This is a genomic window from Enterococcus sp. DIV0213h, assembly GCF_051711285.1.
In the GTDB taxonomy this organism is placed as follows: domain Bacteria; phylum Bacillota; class Bacilli; order Lactobacillales; family Enterococcaceae; genus Enterococcus_D; species Enterococcus_D casseliflavus.
Genome location: NZ_JBIOMH010000001.1, coordinates 3,732,501 through 3,749,671 on the forward strand (window position 1 = coordinate 3,732,501; position 17,171 = coordinate 3,749,671).

Consider the following 17,171-nt stretch of genomic DNA (forward strand, 5'->3'; position numbering starts at 1 on the left):
CGGCTACCTTGTTACGACTTCACCCCAATCATCTATCCCACCTTAGGCGGCTGGCTCCAAAAAGGTTACCTCACCGACTTCGGGTGTTACAAACTCTCGTGGTGTGACGGGCGGTGTGTACAAGGCCCGGGAACGTATTCACCGCGGCGTGCTGATCCGCGATTACTAGCGATTCCGGCTTCATGTAGGCGAGTTGCAGCCTACAATCCGAACTGAGAGAAGCTTTAAGAGATTAGCTTAGCCTCGCGACTTCGCAACTCGTTGTACTTCCCATTGTAGCACGTGTGTAGCCCAGGTCATAAGGGGCATGATGATTTGACGTCATCCCCACCTTCCTCCGGTTTGTCACCGGCAGTCTCGCTAGAGTGCCCAACTAAATGATGGCAACTAACAATAAGGGTTGCGCTCGTTGCGGGACTTAACCCAACATCTCACGACACGAGCTGACGACAACCATGCACCACCTGTCACTTTGCCCCCGAAGGGGAAGCTCTATCTCTAGAGTGGTCAAAGGATGTCAAGACCTGGTAAGGTTCTTCGCGTTGCTTCGAATTAAACCACATGCTCCACCGCTTGTGCGGGCCCCCGTCAATTCCTTTGAGTTTCAACCTTGCGGTCGTACTCCCCAGGCGGAGTGCTTAATGCGTTTGCTGCAGCACTGAAGGGCGGAAACCCTCCAACACTTAGCACTCATCGTTTACGGCGTGGACTACCAGGGTATCTAATCCTGTTCGCTCCCCACGCTTTCGAGCCTCAGCGTCAGTTACAGACCAGAGAGCCGCCTTCGCCACTGGTGTTCCTCCATATATCTACGCATTTCACCGCTACACATGGAATTCCACTCTCCTCTTCTGCACTCAAGTCTCCCAGTTTCCAATGACCCTCCCCGGTTGAGCCGGGGGCTTTCACATCAGACTTAAGAAACCGCCTGCGCTCGCTTTACGCCCAATAAATCCGGACAACGCTTGCCACCTACGTATTACCGCGGCTGCTGGCACGTAGTTAGCCGTGGCTTTCTGGTTAGATACCGTCAAGGGATGAACATTTTACTCTCATCCTTGTTCTTCTCTAACAACAGAGTTTTACGATCCGAAAACCTTCTTCACTCACGCGGCGTTGCTCGGTCAGACTTTCGTCCATTGCCGAAGATTCCCTACTGCTGCCTCCCGTAGGAGTCTGGGCCGTGTCTCAGTCCCAGTGTGGCCGATCACCCTCTCAGGTCGGCTATGCATCGTTGCCTTGGTGAGCCGTTACCTCACCAACTAGCTAATGCACCGCGGGTCCATCCATCAGTGACGCAAAAGCGCCTTTCAACTTTCTTCCATGCGGAAAATAGTGTTATACGGTATTAGCACCTGTTTCCAAGTGTTATCCCCTTCTGATGGGCAGGTTACCCACGTGTTACTCACCCGTTCGCCACTCTTTTTCTTTCGGTGGAGCAAGCTCCGGTGAAAGAAAAAGCGTTCGACTTGCATGTATTAGGCACGCCGCCAGCGTTCGTCCTGAGCCAGGATCAAACTCTCATAATGATTTGTTTGAATGACCATACGGTCATTAAGCTCATAAAAATTAACTTTGCTAGCTATTGCTTGCATGTATTTGTTTCAATAAATTGAAACGTCCTACACATTGGTTCGTTTGCTTGCTTTGTTCAGTTTTCAAAGGTCTACCGTGCTGTGTTAGCAACTTTTATATCATATCAGAGCGACGTTTAATTGTCAACTCTTTTTTAAAAGTTTTTTTCGCTCGTTGTTTTTCAACTTCGTAGCGGCTGCCTCAGCGACTTAATTAGAATAACAAATGATTTGTTATTTGTCAACAACTTTTTTCAATTAATTTTGTTGATGTATCAACATCAATTAACTGTTTTAAAATTGCGACTTCGTTATAATATCATCTGTCGAGCTGTGCGTCAACTACTTTTTTTAATTCTTTTTAGGAATTCATTTAGTCATTTGGCACATGTAATAATATACCAAGACTTGTGCTATTCGTCAACCATAAAATGATTGATAGACCAACGTTTCTAGTTACTCCGTTTCCAAAGATGATTCGTGATTTTTAGTCCGTGATTTCCGCCTTTTTTAAGGACTTTTTCCGTTATTATTAGCCTATCGTTCGTCTTTTTCCTTTTTGTGTTTTCTTAATTCCTATCATTCTTATAAATTTAAGTATGATTTTATCTATTTTGTGGAATATTTGCTAAAATGGAGAAAAGAATATTGTTCCTAGGAGGACCCAGTATGAAAATACTTGTAGCAGATGATGACAAAGAGATCGTAGAACTATTAAGCATTTACTTACACAATGAAGGCTATGAATCGGTCAAAGCATACGATGGAAAAGAAGCACTGACCAAGATTCGCACCACTTCTGATATCGAGCTATTGATCTTAGATATCATGATGCCTGAAATGGACGGCATGCAAGTCGTCAAAGAATTGAGAAAAGAATCCCAAATCCCCATTATTATGTTGACCGCTAAAACAACCGATATGGATAAGATTCGTGGATTGGTCGCCGGTGCTGATGATTATGTCACTAAACCTTTCAATCCATTAGAAGTCATGGCACGGGTAAAATCGTTATTGAGAAGAACCAAGATGCAGGCTGCTTCAAATCAACCAGAGATTCTGGAAGTAAGCTCCCTTATCATCAACCGCGATTCCCATGAAGTAAAAACGGTGGATGGCAATGAGATCCAATTGACCGCATTAGAATTTGGCATCCTCTACTTACTAGCATCGCATCCGAACCGTGTCTTTAGCGCCGATGAGATTTTTGAACGAGTTTGGAAACAAGAAAGTGTCGTTTCTGCCAAAACAGTGATGGTCCATGTCAGTCACTTGCGAGATAAGATCGAAGAAGCCACGGATGGTGAAAAAGTCATCCAAACAGTATGGGGGGTCGGCTACAAAATAGATGCGAAGTAAACCAACTGAAAAAAAGCGCAACACACCAATCGAAAAAAAGAAACGGATCACGTTGACCTCAAAAGAAATCAGTGAGTTATTTGCGGAAGGAATTGTAACGATTGTTCTTTTACTTCTATTAAATGTCGCTATTTTGGTCATCTTGACCTCAATACGAGAAAACTCACCGGTTTTAGTCGAAGCGATCTATGAATCAAAGAATGCGTTCACGGCTGCCTTTAACACAGATATCTTCCGCAGTGGTCGCAACTTCATTCTACCGATGTTCTTCCTATTAGATGTGATCGTCTTATATTGGCGTTTGATTCGTCGTTACCATCAAATGCAGCTACGTCACATTATCAGCGAGCTGCACTTTATCGCAGAAGGCAACTACGATCATCGCATCCCCTTCGAGTTACGGGGCGATTTAAGTCGGATCGTTTCTAATATTAATGGCTTAGTCGACAGTACGGTGGCGGCGATCGAAGATGAACGGCGGATCGAGCAATCCAAAGATGAGCTGATCACCAATGTCAGTCATGACATTCGGACACCATTGACTTCGATCATCGGCTACTTAGGTCTAATCGAAGATCGACAATACCATTCGGAAGAAGAATTGCTGAAATATACTCATACGGCGTATGTCAAAGCCAAACAAATGAAATCCCTCGTCGATGATTTGTTTGAATACACGAAAGTGCGTCAGCCTAGCGTGCCCATTAATGTGATGGAATTTGATATGGCTCAGCTAGTGGAACAATTGGCGGCAGACTTTGAATTAGAAGCTAGTCGAAAAGGCATCAAGATCGAAACCTACACCCGTCCAGAGCATATCGAAATGGATGGCGATACCGAAAAACTGGTGCGAGTTTTCAACAACCTGCTGTCAAATGCCTTGAAATACGGCAAAGGCGCCGATAAGATCCGCATGGAGGTCGAGAAAGTCGGGACCGAAGCGATCTTAACCGTCAAAAACAATGGACAAATGATTCCTAAGCAAGCCCTTGATTCTCTATTCGACCGTTTCTATCGAGTGGAAGAATCCCGCTCTCAAGAAACAGGAGGAACTGGCTTAGGTCTAGCGATCGCTCAAAGCATCGTCGCCTTACATGGCGGCTATATCTATGCCAAATCAACGCCAGAATGGACGTCCTTTATTATCCATCTCCCGTTGAAGCGCAACAATTTGTCCAACACACAAACCTATGGTTGACGCCCCAACATTTTTTGGGTATGCTAAAGAAAATAATCAAGGCACAGAACCTAGTATATTTTTTTCATCTAGTAAAGAGAGCTGATGGTTGGTGAAAATCAGTGTTGGAAAAAATAGAATCCAGTTCTTTAACGTGTATTTTTCGAAAGAAAAATCGTTGGCTCACGATACGAGCATCAAGGGCAGCGCAAGCTGAACTTGGGTGGCACCGCGAATGGTCATTTCGTCCCAAGCAACACGGGATTGGAATGGCCTTTTTTCTATGGAAAAATCAAAGGAGGATGTATCACTATGTTAGATGTAAAAATGATTCGCCAAAATTTTGCTGAAGTACAAAGCAAACTCGCAACACGAGGCGTGCAAAAAGAAGTATTGGACCGCTTTTTAACGCTTGACGAACGTCGCAGAGAACTCTTAGTCCAAACGGAAGAACGCAAGAAATTGCGCAACGATGTTTCTGGTGAGATCGCTGCCTTGAAACGGGCAAAAGAAGACGCGGCAGATAAAATTGCCCAAATGAAAGAAGTCGGCAGCCAAATCAAGCAATTGGATGAAGAGATCGCTCAAATTGATGAAGACATCAAACAGATCGCCACGACATTGCCGAATTTGCCAAATGATTCTGTTCCAGTGGGCAAGGATGAAGACGACAATGTAGAAATCCGTCGCTGGGCAGAACCAAAAGCCTTTGACTTTGAACCAAAACCGCATTGGGAGATCGCTGAAGAGTTGGGGATCCTCGACTTTGAGCGGGGCGCCAAAGTTTCTGGCAGCCGCTTTGTTTACTACAAAGGCTTAGGTGCTCGTTTGGAACGTGCCTTATACAACTTCATGCTGGATCAGCATGTCTATGAGCATGGCTATACCGAGATGATCACCCCTTATATCGTCAATAGCCAAGCAATGTTTGGCACTGGGCAATTTCCAAAGTTCAAAGAAGATGTTTTCCAATTGGCAGACACGGATTTGACTTTGATTCCAACTGCTGAAGTACCTTTGACCAATTACTATCAAGGGGAGATCTTAGAACAAGAACAGCTCCCTGCCTACTTCACTGCCTTGAGCCCATCATTTCGTTCAGAAGCTGGCAGCGCTGGTCGTGATACTCGCGGCTTGATTCGTCTGCACCAATTCAATAAAGTTGAAATGGTGAAATTCAGTGATGCTGACCATTCTTATGAAGAATTAGAAAAGATGACGGCTAATGCCGAAGATATTTTGCAAAAACTCAACTTACCTTACCGAGTGCTTAGCTTGTGTACAGGAGATATGGGCTTTTCTGCGGCGAAGACCTATGATTTAGAGGTATGGATCCCTGCTCAGGAAATGTATCGTGAGATCAGCTCTTGCTCAAACTGTGAAGATTTCCAAGCACGCCGTGCCATGATCCGTTACCGCGATCAAGAGGGCAAGATTCACTACATGCATACACTAAATGGTTCTGGTCTGGCTGTCGGTCGGACGGTAGCCGCAGTGCTTGAAAATTATCAAAACGAAGACGGCAGTGTAACGGTACCAGAAGTTCTGGTTCCTTACATGGGCGGACTGACAAAAATCGAAAAAGCCTAAGCCTTAGTACCCTTAATTGCACCCCCTTCGTAACAGTCACTCCACGTGATCTGTTACGAAGGGGTTTTCTAGTTCACCTAATAGATAGTGGTTGCAAAAGACCCCCTAACGCCCTTGATCATTTCTTGCAAGAGAAACAACGCAACAAGGCTGTAATTTTTAAATGAATAATTAGAAAAATCCCTTCATCTTTTTAAGTCTCTATCAGAAACCGGGCATGATCGTTGAAAGTACCTGTGACTTATGGTAACGTGGGCATAATTTAGGATGGAATGAAGGGAGCTTCACCAATGCCCGAACGAAAGACCTATGCCCGTCGGAGTGACTTGCACAAGAAACCAAACAATAATCAAAAACGAACAGCGTCAGCTGAAGAAAGACCGAAAGGACCACCCTCGAGAAAGAAGCCGTATCGAAAAGCAATTTTTTCCTTATTCGCCTTATTATTGATCGTTTTGATCGCGACGGCTGGCTCAGTCCTTTACACGTTACACCAGCAAGAAGTCGCAGCCCAAGAAAAATATGAGGCGGCTGCGGAGAAATTACTGGCATCAATCCAAGCAGAACAAAGTCAAAATGGGTTAAAAACAACGCCTGAAGTGCTCTCCAAAGGCGCAACCAAAGAATTGATCTACCGCCCGCAAGACCTTGATACGTTTCCCATCAAAGATATCAAAGAACGGTTGACACAAGCCGCTGATCAATTGCGTAAAAAACAAACGAAAAAAGAAGTCGTCACCGTTGCCCGCATCCAAGCACAAGCAGCGGCGTCAAAGGTGTCTACTTATTCATTGAAAGCCGACAGCTATGTGTGGAATCGAGAAACCGGACGTTTTGAAGATGCGGACAGCCTAACGGATGCACCGATCTTCGTATCAGAGAAGACGCAAACCGAATTGTCTTTGAAAGAACTGGTTCCTGATGAAGGCAGCTTATTAGGTATTCAACAAGTCATTCAGCAGAAACTGCTGGATCAAGCCAAAGAACCCGCCAAAATCATCGACGCCGTCTTGGCCATGGAGCGGATCACCTTCGATTCGAAATTTACTTACGATCCAGAGAAGCTGACCATCGAATTGCCAAAAAATCAGACGGGAGCGACGGAAATCACCCTGTCTTACAGCGAGATCGCCCCATTCATTGATCCTGATCTCGTGGCTGCTGACCAACTCAACAATGCCTTGCCAAGTTTAGACCCCAATAAAAAATACGTGGCATTGACCTTTGATGATGGACCCAACAGTACCTCCACCATGGATCTGTTGAACATCTTACAAGAAAATGACGTTAAAGCGACCTTCTTTATGCTGGGACAAATGGTAGAGCAATATCCGCAAGCTGCTAAAAAAGTCCAAGAAGCTGGACACGAGATCGCCAGTCATTCTTACTCTCATCCACAGCTGAATACTCTTTCAGCGGAAGATTTGCAGGCAGAAGTCACAAAAACCAACAAAGCCATTTATAATGCGACGGGTTTACTACCTAGAAATTTACGGCCCCCTTATGGCGCTATCGACAAACAAAGCGCACAAACCATTGGCATGCCGATCATTCAATGGGACATCGATTCTCAAGACTGGAAATTGAAGGATCCGAAGAAGATCAATGCCTTGGTGCAACAAAATGTCTTTAATGGTGCCATGATCTTGATCCATGATATTCACCCGAAATCTGTGAAAGCCGTACCGGGAGTCATTAAAATGCTCAAAAACGAAGGCTACGAATTCGTGACTGTCGATCAATTATTAGAAGCACGGCAAAAACCATTGCATCAATACTTTGGGATGAACGACGAGCGCCTCGTTGACTAAATAAAAAAAGGAACGCAGCAAATTGTCTCTTGCTGCGTTCCTTTTTGGTTATTGGATCGTTCCCTCTTTTTTTAGCCCTTCTTATCCTCATATACATTGGTCACAAAAATTTGGATCAACAGTTCAGCGACAGCTTTTGGCGGCATCATTGAGAAATCTTTGAGCCAGCGTTCGATCAACCCGATAGACCCGCAGACAAAAAAGCTAAGACACAGTTCCAATTCTTCCTCGGAAGCATCTTGAAAGTATTGGGCAAACCGTTTCAAGGTCTCCGGTTTGATCTCTGACAACAAAAGATTCAGCAAATGGCTGTTGTTTAACAAAATCAAATGGGTCGTACTAGGATTCTCATACAAAATCGTCAACAGCTTTTCCAACCAAAGATCCAATGACAAATTTTCCTGCTGCAAGTTCGATGCGATCTGCTCAACAAGCTCCCCTTCGATCTCCTCCAACAACGCGGCCGTATCCTTATAATATTTATAAAATGTTCCCCGGTTGATATCGGCTCGTTCCGCAATCTCTTTGATCGTGATTTTGCGGTACTCTTTTTCCAACAATAACTCCTGAAAGGCGCGTCGGATCACTTTTTTCGAGTAGATCGTTCGACGATTCCCCACAGTCCCCACCATATCGTTTCCCCTTTTCTCTGTACATTTGATCAATATTTGTCTATTTAATGACAAATACGTAAGCATTGAGGATTGCTCTTACTTTTCTTTCTTAGTATACTAACACCATGTGATTAAATCAACACGTGTTTAAAAAATGGAGGCTTTATTAATGAGTTATGTTGAAGTAAAGAATGAATATAAACGCTATCAGATGGGCGAAACCACCATCACTGCCAACAACGATCTTTCCTTTGCCATTGAAGAAGGCGAATTAGTGGTGATCCTTGGCCCCAGTGGTGCAGGAAAATCGACCGTTTTGAATATTTTAGGTGGGATGGATTCGCCAGATGAAGGACAAATCATTATCGACAATGTCGATATCGCGAAGTTTAACGACAAACAGCTGACGGAATACCGCCGCAAAGACGTCGGGTTCGTCTTCCAGTTTTATAATTTGGTGCCGAACCTGACAGCGAAAGAAAACATTGAATTGGCAACAGAAGTCTCACCGAATGCACTCGATCCTGATGAAGTCTTAGCACAAGTCGGGTTAGAAAACCGTAAAAACAACTTTCCTTCGCAGCTCTCTGGTGGGGAACAGCAGCGGGTGTCGATCGCTCGGGCGTTAGCCAAAAACCCGAAATTGCTATTATGCGATGAACCAACCGGTGCGCTGGATTTTGAAACAGGCAAACAAGTGTTGAAGCTTTTGCAAAACGCCAGTCGGAAAAACGGCAATACGGTGTTGATCATTACCCATAACAGCGCCATTGCCCCGATCGCCGATCGGGTGATCCATATCAACGATGCCACTGTCCGTTCCATTGAAGAGAATCCTCATCCAATCTCGATCGATGAAATCGTTTGGTAGGAGGATCTGATGAAAAATAAAACCTATCTTAAAGCAAGTTTGCGGGAGATTCGCCAATCAAAAGGTCGCTTTATCGCAATCACCTTGATCATTTTTTTAGGAACGTTTCTCTTTGTCGGTGTCAAAGCGACGGGACCGATCCTGAATCATTCCGCGAGTGAATATGTCAACGGTCAGCATTTAGCAGATCTGCAAGTCACTTCCACGCTGGGATTGACGGAGGACGACATTGATGCGGCGGAAAAAAGCGGTGCGCACACAGAAGCCGCCTATCAATTTTATTACGCTGCCAATTCAGATGAAGTCGTGCAAGTGACCTCTTATGATCCCTCACAGGAACTCAACCAGCTACTGGTGAAGGACGGCCGACTGCCAGAAAAAGCCGATGAAATCGTGCTGGACACCGAAGCAAAAAATTATGGCTGGCAAATAGGGGATACTTTTACGATCGATGATGCCGATAATCTGTCGGACAAAGACTATACGGTCGTTGGGTTCGCCACCTCTCCCATTTATATCAGTGCTGCCGAACGTGGCTATGCGAATGTCGGCAGCGGTGTCGTGACGTATTTTGCTTATGTACCGGAAGAACAGTTCAAGATGGAGGTCAAATCGATCCTTTATCTCGCCTTTGATGATGTCGCAGGCCTTGAAACATACTCCGATGCGTACACCGACAAGATGGCAGCCCATCAAGAAACGATTGAGGAACTGTTTGCGGATCGCCCTAAAGAACGCTTAGCAGAAATTCAGCAAGATGCTTTTGATGAATTAGCGCCTGCAGAAAAAGAAGTCCGCGATGGACAAAAACAGTTAGCTGATGGACAAGCCCAACTGGATCAGGCCAAAGCGGAACTAGAACAACAGCAAGCCGCCTTGGCACAGCTGCCGCCCGTACAACAAGCAGCCCTCGAAGGCCAATTGACCGCTGGGGAAGAAGAATTGGCTCAGCAGCAAACCCAATTAGATGAACAGCAACAAGAACTAACCGATGCCCAACAAACACTGGCAGAGAAACGTACAGAGATCGAAGACTTGGCAGAACCTACGTATCTTTACAACCAACGCAAAGACAACCCCGGTTTCCAAGAGTATGGCGGGCTGTCTGATCGCATCGCAGCGATCGCCAATGTGTTTCCTGTCTTCTTCTTCTTTATCGCTGCGTTGATCACCTTTACGACACTGACGCGGATGGTAGAAGAAAACCGCAAAGAGATCGGTACCTTAAAAGCGATGGGCTATGGCAAAGTCGAGATCTCCCTTAAATATTTGATTTATGCCCTCCTGTCTTCGGCCATTGGCATTATCAGTGGTGCCGTATTAGGGACGGAACTGTTGCCGCGTTTGATTTATTTTCTATCCAGCGAACGGTATCTTTTAGACGGGATTCGCGTCTATTATGTCTGGTCGCCAATTATTTTGGCCGCGATCGCCTTTTTACTGGCGACGCTCGGTGCTTGCCTCTTTGTTTTGATCAAAGAATTGCGGGAAAAACCTGCCCAGCTACTGCAAGTTCGGGCGCCAAAACCTGGGAAACGGATTTTATTAGAGGCCATTACACCCTTATGGTCACGCTTAAGCTTCAATCAAAAAGTCAGCTTCCGTAACATCTTCCGCTACAAATCGCGAATGATCATGGCAATCATTGGCATCGCCGGCTGTACGGGACTGATGGTGGCAGGCGTTGGGTTGAAAGATTCCTTAAGTGCTGTGACTGCGAAACAATTTGGGCCCATTACGGATTATCAAGCCGTCGTGACCTTAAATGATGCGAAGGAAGAAACCGTTGCTGCCGCTGAAACGGTTTTAACAGACGATCCTCTTGTGACCCATTCGATGCTAGTCTACAATGAAACGATCGAGATTCGACCAGCTGACCAAGGAAAACAAAGTTTGACCTTGATGGTCCCTGCAGATCAAGAAGCTTTTACCGACTATGTCCATTTGAAAACAACGGCAGGTCAGAAGCTGCCATTAACAGAAGGTGCCGTGCTGACTATGAAATACGCAGAATTGTATGATCTGCAGGTTGGGGATACATTGACCTTCTATACTAGCGATCAAGAAGCTTTTGAAGTACCTATCAGCGGCATCGCAGAAAACTATTTAGGCAATTCTCTGTATCTGTCACCGACTCTTTACGAAGAAATCACCGACAGTACTTTTGAACCGAATGCGTTCTTAGTCAAAAGCAAGACGATGACGAAAAAACAAGAGGAAGCTTTATCAACAGCCTTGTTAGCTACCGACAAAGTCAAAAACACGACGTTCCTTTCTACTCAGATCAAAATGCAGGATGATTCGATGGGCAACTTGAACTCCATTGTCTTGATCTTAGTTGTACTATCAGGGGCATTAGCCTTTGTCGTCTTGTATAACTTGACCAACATCAATGTTTCCGAGCGGATTCGCGAGCTTTCTACTATTAAAGTATTAGGGTTTTACAATAAAGAAGTCACCATGTACATCGTACGGGAAAATATCGTCTTTACGTTATTTGGGATTCTCGCTGGCTACGTGGTAGGTTACTTCTTGACTGACTTTATTTTGATCCAAGCTTCGATGGAAAACATGGTCTTTCCATTAGTGATCAATTGGCCGGCCTATGCTTTAGCCGGCGGCATGACGATTCTCTTTACGATCATCGTGATGTACGTCACCCATGTGAAACTGACTCATGTCAACATGATCGATGCGTTGAAATCAAACGAATAAGCTGCTGCTAAAGCGATTTGCTGATCATCCAGCAGCGATTTTAAAGAAAAGGACGCCACTCTTGCCTAGATAGCTGAGAGTGACGTCCTTTTTTGAACAAATAATCCCCCCTGTCCACTTTTGAACAGAGGGGGCGTTGGTTTTCACGTGAAACATTTTATGATTTTACAGAGTAGTTTGGTGCTTCTTTCGTGATTTGAACATCGTGGGGATGTGATTCTTTTAGTCCGTTGCCGCTCATTTGGATGAATTGTGCTTCATCACGTAATTGCTGTAGATTGCCAGCACCGACATAACCCATCCCTGATTTCAAGCCGCCGATCATTTGGAAGATGATATCAGAAACGCTGCCTTTATAAGCGACACGCCCTTCGATGCCTTCTGGAACCAATTTGTTGGCTTCGTTTACGCCACCTTGGAAGTAACGGTCGCTGGAGCCTTTTTCCATTGCCCCCAGTGAACCCATTCCGCGGTACGTTTTGAAGCGACGGCCTTGGTAGATTTCAAATTCACCTGGTGATTCATCGGTTCCTGCCAACATGCTACCTAGCATTACGGCATGTCCGCCAGCTGCTAAAGCTTTGACGATATCCCCAGAGTATTTGATCCCACCATCGGCAATGATTGCTTTGCCGTATTGACGTGCCACAGAGGCTGCATCATAGATCGCGGTCAATTGAGGAACTCCGACACCGGCTACCACCCGAGTAGTACAGATCGAACCTGGACCGATCCCGACTTTTACGACATCGACACCAGCATCATACAATGCTTTCGTGCCTTCTGCAGTGGCAACATTTCCCGCAATCAATGTCGCTTCTGGGAAATGTGCACGAATTTCAGAGATTTTGCGTAAAACACCCGCACTGTGTCCGTGGGCAGTATCAATGACGATCGCGTCAACGCCTGCATCCAATAATGCTTGTGCTCGCTCAAAGGTATCGCTGGTAACGCCGACTGCCGCTGCCACTAATAGGCGTCCATGCGTGTCTTTGGCTGCATTCGGGAATTCGATCACTTTTTCAATATCTTTGATAGTGATCAAACCGCTTAAGATCCCTGCTTCATCAACGATCGGTAATTTTTCGATCTTGTGTTGTTGTAAGATTTTTTCAGCGTCTTTCAACGACGTACCGACAGGTGCTGTGATCAATTGGTCTTTGGTCATCACATCATTGATCGGCATCGTATAATCCGTGACAAAACGCATGTCGCGGTTCGTGATGATACCGACTAATTTGCGGTTTTCCATCGTTTCTACGATCGGTACCCCGCTGATGCGGTACTTGCTCATCAAATGTTCTGCATCAGCAACTAAGTGGCTTGGTGTTAAGAAAAACGGATCGATGATCACGCCGCTTTCAGAACGTTTTACTTTGCGCACTTCATCTGCTTGCGCTGCGATACTCATGTTTTTGTGAATCACGCCAAGTCCGCCTTGACGCGCCATTGAGATCGCCATTTTACTATCAGTTACGGTATCCATACTGGCACTTATGATTGGAATATTTAGTGTAATATTCGGGGCAAGCTGCACTTTCATATCCACGTCATTTGGCAAGACGTGACTTTCTGCCGGAATCAATAAGACATCATCAAACGTTAACCCTTTTTTTACAAATTTGGTTTCCCAGTTGGACATTTTTGTAACCACTCCTTAAAGTTTTTAGGTATTTTAAAAAAAATAGCAAAGATTTTTTCATAAGTCAACCATTCGGAAAGCTTTCTTAATAATCCTCTTCAAACCTTTGGTTAAATCTCATAATTCGCCATTTTTTCTAAAAAAACACGCTGATCGTGAAGCGACCCCCAAAAGTTAGACCAAAAATCTAACTTTTGGGGGTCGTTATTTGTATGGCAAAATATCCTTTTGAATTAAAACTAAAAATCGTTAAAGAATATCTTAGTGGCGTGGGCGGATATCGGTATCTTGCCAACAAATACGGTATTTCAAGCAAGTCTCAAGTAAGTAATTGGGTGAATGCCTATCGTGAATACGGAGAGGAAGGTCTATTGAGAAAACATCAAAATCAGAAATATTCTGTTCAATTTAAGTTAAATGCGCTAGAGTTATATCAAACAAGTGAGATGTCCTACCGAGAAGTTGCTAGCACTTTAGAAATGAACAACCCTGCGCTTATTGCCAATTGGATGCGTAGTTTCAGAGAAGCAGGTATTGAGGGGCTCTCAAAAGAGAAAGGGCGACCACTTACTTTGACTAGAAAAAAAGAAAACAAAAAAGAAAATACAACAACTAAAGAACGCGATCGTATCAAGGCATTAGAAAAGCAAGTCCGATCCCTTCAAATTGAGAATGCCTTTTTAAAAGAGTTGAGGAAGCTGCGAAAACAGGAAGCCCAGCAAAGACGCAAGAATCAATCGCACGAATCATCGCCAGCCTCCGAGGATCATTCAAACTAGTTGAGCTTCTTGAAACATTGAAATTTCCTAAAGCAACCTATATGTATTGGCAGAAACGGTTTGACAGACCAAACCCAGACCAAGAAATTGAAGAAAAAATGCTTGAAATTCGCAAAGATCATAAAGATTATGGCTGTCTGCGACTAAAAAAAGAATTAGAGAATCAAGGGATTCATGTCAATAAAAAGAAGATTCAACGTCTGATAAAAAAACTAGGTATCGAAGTAAAGTCTTACACTCGAAAATCTCGACGGTACAATTCTTATCGTGGGAAGGTTGGCACTGTCGCCAAAAATCGTATTCATCGTCGGTTTTATACAAATATCTGTCACCAAAAAATTACAACTGATACCACAGAGTTTAAGTATTATGAAGTAGACACCACAGGTGTCGTTCGTCAGAAAAAGCTGTATTTAGATCCTTTCATGGATTTCTACAATAGTGAAATTCTATCTTATCGGATTTCTGAAAAACCAAACGCACTAGCCATAATGGAAGGATTAGAAGAAGCAATCCAGATGACAAATGATTGTCCATTTCGTAGAACCTTCCATTCAGATCAAGGATGGGCCTATCAAATGAATGCTTATAAGAATAAATTGAAGCAGCATAAAATCTTCCAGAGTATGTCTCGTAAAGGGAATTGTTTAGATAACTCACCTATGGAAAACTTCTTTGGTTTATTAAAGCAAGAGATTTTTCATGGAGAAGTCTATCGGAGTTTAGATGAATTGAAAACAAAAATTGACCAATATATCTATTATTACAACCATAAACGCATCAAAAAGAAATTAAATTGGCGAAGTCCGGTTCAGTTTCGAGAAGCTGTAAAAACAGCTGTCTAACAGTTAATTTTATCGTACAAAAAAGGAGTGGATTTCTCCACTCCATAAAAGTCTAACTTTTTGGGGTCACTACATCGTGCGGTCTTTTTTAACAAAAGAAGGCACACGATCAACGTGTAGTCATCAGCCTCTAGGAACAGACATACTGCTGATGATATTGTATTTGCGTTTCAAGTAGTATTTCGCTGCTAATGCCACTGCCCCGATCAAGGCTTCGATCACAGGATCCACTTGTGGATTCAATGGTGGTTGGATCATCGCAGAAAGCGAGATCACAACGATCCATAGCATGAAGGCTGCGACTAAAATCAAAATGATCTTCCACATCTTCGGCCGTTTGCTCTTATCGGCACCTGGGCGTTCATATTGATACATGTATTTGTACATCAAGTAGAAGACCCAACCAGCAAGCATCGCCATCAAGAAGAGGGTCGATAAGCCATAAGGTTGTGCTTGTCCTCTAGTAAAGATCCCCATGACCCCTAACATCAAGCCAAAGATCCCTAAAATCAGCAAGGTGCTATCCAACCACATCAAGAACGGGCCGGATTCTTTTTGCTCAACGGGTTTGTTGATGATGGCTTCGGTGCGTTCAGACACTGTACCAAATAATTGGCGGGCTGTTTTGCCGCCTTTTTGTTCTTTGACTAAGACCGGCAGCATCTCATGCAAGGCAATCGTTTTTTCTTCTTCAGAAAGGTTGGCTGCCTCTAGCGATTTTTTTAAATCAAATATATATTGTTGGTTTCGTTTTGTTAATTGTTGTTCTAATTCACGATTTTCGGAAACATAATTTCGCAGAGTTTCTGGTTCCATGAATTGATTCTCCCTTCTGCGTTTTCTTCACAATGGACATTTTACCACAAATTCACTGGGAAGAAAGCCCTTTATACGTTAAAACGGAACAACATCACGTCGCCATCTTGCACGACATAATCTTTTCCTTCCAAACGTACCCGACCGGCTTCTTTGGCCGCTTGCATCGTGCCGTATTGGTTCAGATCTTCAAAGGAAACAGTTTCCGCACGAATAAAGCCGCGCTCAAAGTCCGTATGGATGATCCCCGCTGCTTGCGGTGCTTTGATGCCTTTACGGAACGTCCACGCACGCACTTCTTGTTCACCAGCGGTAAAGTACGTTGCTAGACCCAGTAAATCATAGGCAGCACGAATCAATTGATCCAACCCTGATTCTTCAATTCCTAATGCTTCTAAAAACTCTGCTTTGTCTTCTTCTTCCAGCTCAGCGATCTCTTCTTCGGCACGAGCACTGATGACGATCACTTCCGCATTTTCGCTCGCTGCAAATTCCTTCACTTTGTTGACATAGTCATTGGTTTCATAGTCTGCCACGTCTTCTTCTGCTACGTTGGCAACGTATAAGACTGGTTTGGTCGTTAGTAAAAACAAACTTTTGACGATGCGCTGTTCTTCATCTGTAAATTCGATCGAACGAGCTGAGATCCCTTCTTCTAGGACCGGTTTGATTTTATCAAGAACGGCCAATTCCGCAACCGCATCTTTGTCTTTGGTTTTGGCAATTTTTGAGACCCGAGTATAGCGCTTGTTGACGGATTCTAAATCCGCTAAAACCAACTCCAAATTGATGGTGTCGATATCAGCTAATGGGTCCACGCGGCCTTCCACGTGGGTGATGTTGTCGTCGTCGAAACAACGAACGACATGACAGATCGCATCCACTTGGCGGATATGGCTCAAAAATTGGTTCCCTAATCCTTCCCCTTTGCTGGCACCGCGGACGATTCCAGCAATATCCGTAAATTCAAAGGTGGTTGGGACCGTCTTTTTCGGACGAACTAATTCTGTTAAACGCTGTAAGCGCCAATCTGGCACTTCCACCATTCCTACATTCGGATCGATCGTCGCAAACGGATAGTTTGCGGCTTCTGCTCCTGCTTTGGTTATTGCATTAAATAAAGTAGATTTGCCCACATTTGGCAATCCAACGATTCCGGCAGTTAACGCCATGCTTCACTTCACTCTTTCTCTTTTTTTTCTAGGATTTTCTTCATCTTTTTATCAAATTCTCGGCGCGTCATCATGACGATGTGGCCGCAATTCGTACACTTTATTTTGATATCTGCCCCCATGCGGATGATTTCCCAACGATTGGCTTTGCAGGCATGCGGTTTTTTCATTTCGACAATATCCCCAAGATCATACATCTTTATCAC

Annotated in this window: 13 protein-coding genes, 1 rRNA gene and 1 other annotated feature (1 of these 15 only partly in view); of the genes, 8 read left to right on the plus strand and 6 right to left on the minus strand. The window is 44.2% G+C overall.

Annotation, left to right across the window (positions count from 1 at the left end; translation table 11 throughout):
- Positions 1-1,529: ribosomal RNA gene (locus IGI77_RS17455) — 16S ribosomal RNA — on the minus strand; it reaches 31 nt to the left of the window's first position.
- 714 nt (positions 1,530-2,243) lie between these two features.
- Here IGI77_RS17455 and IGI77_RS17460 point away from each other — a divergent pair.
- The 4 genes from IGI77_RS17460 to IGI77_RS17475 all read left to right on the plus strand — a co-directional run bounded on the left by IGI77_RS17460 (position 2,244) and on the right by IGI77_RS17475 (position 7,511).
- Positions 2,244-2,933 carry a response regulator transcription factor gene (locus IGI77_RS17460; protein ID WP_008376963.1) on the plus strand — a complete coding sequence of 230 codons (690 nt, stop codon included), beginning with the start codon at positions 2,244-2,246 and terminating at the stop codon, positions 2,931-2,933.
- The gene (locus IGI77_RS17465) at positions 2,923-4,131 is read left to right on the plus strand and encodes a sensor histidine kinase (protein ID WP_005226244.1); all 1,209 of its coding nucleotides are present in this window, start codon (positions 2,923-2,925) and stop codon (positions 4,129-4,131) included. The genes IGI77_RS17460 and IGI77_RS17465 overlap by 11 nt, the downstream gene beginning before the upstream one ends.
- 35 nt (positions 4,132-4,166) lie before the next feature.
- Positions 4,167-4,365: a binding site (T-box leader), on the plus strand.
- A 57-nt stretch (positions 4,366-4,422) separates the two neighbouring features.
- Entirely contained in the window at positions 4,423-5,700 is a 1,278-nt protein-coding gene (gene serS, locus IGI77_RS17470) for a serine--tRNA ligase (protein WP_159161183.1), read from the plus strand.
- A 290-nt stretch (positions 5,701-5,990) separates the two neighbouring features.
- Positions 5,991-7,511: a polysaccharide deacetylase family protein gene (locus IGI77_RS17475; protein WP_213356385.1), complete on the plus strand. Its 1,521-nt coding sequence runs from the start codon at positions 5,991-5,993 to the stop codon at positions 7,509-7,511.
- A 71-nt stretch (positions 7,512-7,582) separates the two neighbouring features.
- On the opposite strand, the gene IGI77_RS17480 is transcribed toward IGI77_RS17475, so the two are convergent.
- On the minus strand, positions 7,583-8,209 hold the full coding sequence (locus tag IGI77_RS17480) for a TetR/AcrR family transcriptional regulator (protein ID WP_081116718.1): 627 nt from the start codon (positions 8,207-8,209) through the stop codon (positions 7,583-7,585).
- An 85-nt stretch (positions 8,210-8,294) separates the two neighbouring features.
- Between IGI77_RS17480 and IGI77_RS17485 the strand changes: the two genes are divergently transcribed.
- Together IGI77_RS17485 and IGI77_RS17490 are read left to right on the plus strand one after the other, a co-directional pair.
- Positions 8,295-8,996, plus strand: a complete 702-nt coding sequence (locus IGI77_RS17485) for an ABC transporter ATP-binding protein (protein WP_010748457.1) — start codon at positions 8,295-8,297, stop codon at positions 8,994-8,996.
- 9 nt (positions 8,997-9,005) lie between these two features.
- Positions 9,006-11,711 carry an FtsX-like permease family protein gene (locus tag IGI77_RS17490; RefSeq protein WP_438770474.1) on the plus strand — a complete coding sequence of 902 codons (2,706 nt, stop codon included), beginning with the start codon at positions 9,006-9,008 and terminating at the stop codon, positions 11,709-11,711.
- Between the two features lie 157 nt (positions 11,712-11,868).
- Here IGI77_RS17490 and guaB read toward each other — a convergent pair whose 3' ends face one another.
- Positions 11,869-13,353 carry an IMP dehydrogenase gene (gene guaB / locus IGI77_RS17495; protein ID WP_005226250.1) on the minus strand — a complete coding sequence of 495 codons (1,485 nt, stop codon included), beginning with the start codon at positions 13,351-13,353 and terminating at the stop codon, positions 11,869-11,871.
- 212 nt (positions 13,354-13,565) lie between these two features.
- Between guaB and IGI77_RS17500 the strand changes: the two genes are divergently transcribed.
- Positions 13,566-14,132, plus strand: a complete 567-nt coding sequence (locus IGI77_RS17500) for a transposase (protein ID WP_438770149.1) — start codon at positions 13,566-13,568, stop codon at positions 14,130-14,132.
- Entirely contained in the window at positions 14,102-14,977 is an 876-nt protein-coding gene (locus IGI77_RS17505) for an IS3 family transposase (protein ID WP_238696183.1), read from the plus strand. Before IGI77_RS17500 ends, IGI77_RS17505 begins: the two co-directional genes overlap by 31 nt.
- A 123-nt stretch (positions 14,978-15,100) precedes the next feature.
- Here the strand turns inward: IGI77_RS17505 and IGI77_RS17510 are convergent, their stop codons facing one another.
- The 3 genes from IGI77_RS17510 to IGI77_RS17520 form a co-directional block, all read right to left on the minus strand.
- Positions 15,101-15,793 (minus strand): DUF1129 domain-containing protein, encoded by a 693-nt coding sequence (locus IGI77_RS17510; protein ID WP_438770476.1) that lies wholly within the window; start codon positions 15,791-15,793, stop codon positions 15,101-15,103.
- Between the two features lie 71 nt (positions 15,794-15,864).
- The gene (gene ychF, locus IGI77_RS17515; protein ID WP_194193675.1) at positions 15,865-16,965 is read right to left on the minus strand and encodes a redox-regulated ATPase YchF; all 1,101 of its coding nucleotides are present in this window, start codon (positions 16,963-16,965) and stop codon (positions 15,865-15,867) included.
- Between the two features lie 8 nt (positions 16,966-16,973).
- Positions 16,974-17,162, minus strand: coding sequence for a DUF951 domain-containing protein (locus IGI77_RS17520; RefSeq protein ID WP_005226253.1), 189 nt, complete (start codon positions 17,160-17,162; stop codon positions 16,974-16,976).
- Between the last annotated feature and the right edge of the window lie 9 nt (positions 17,163-17,171).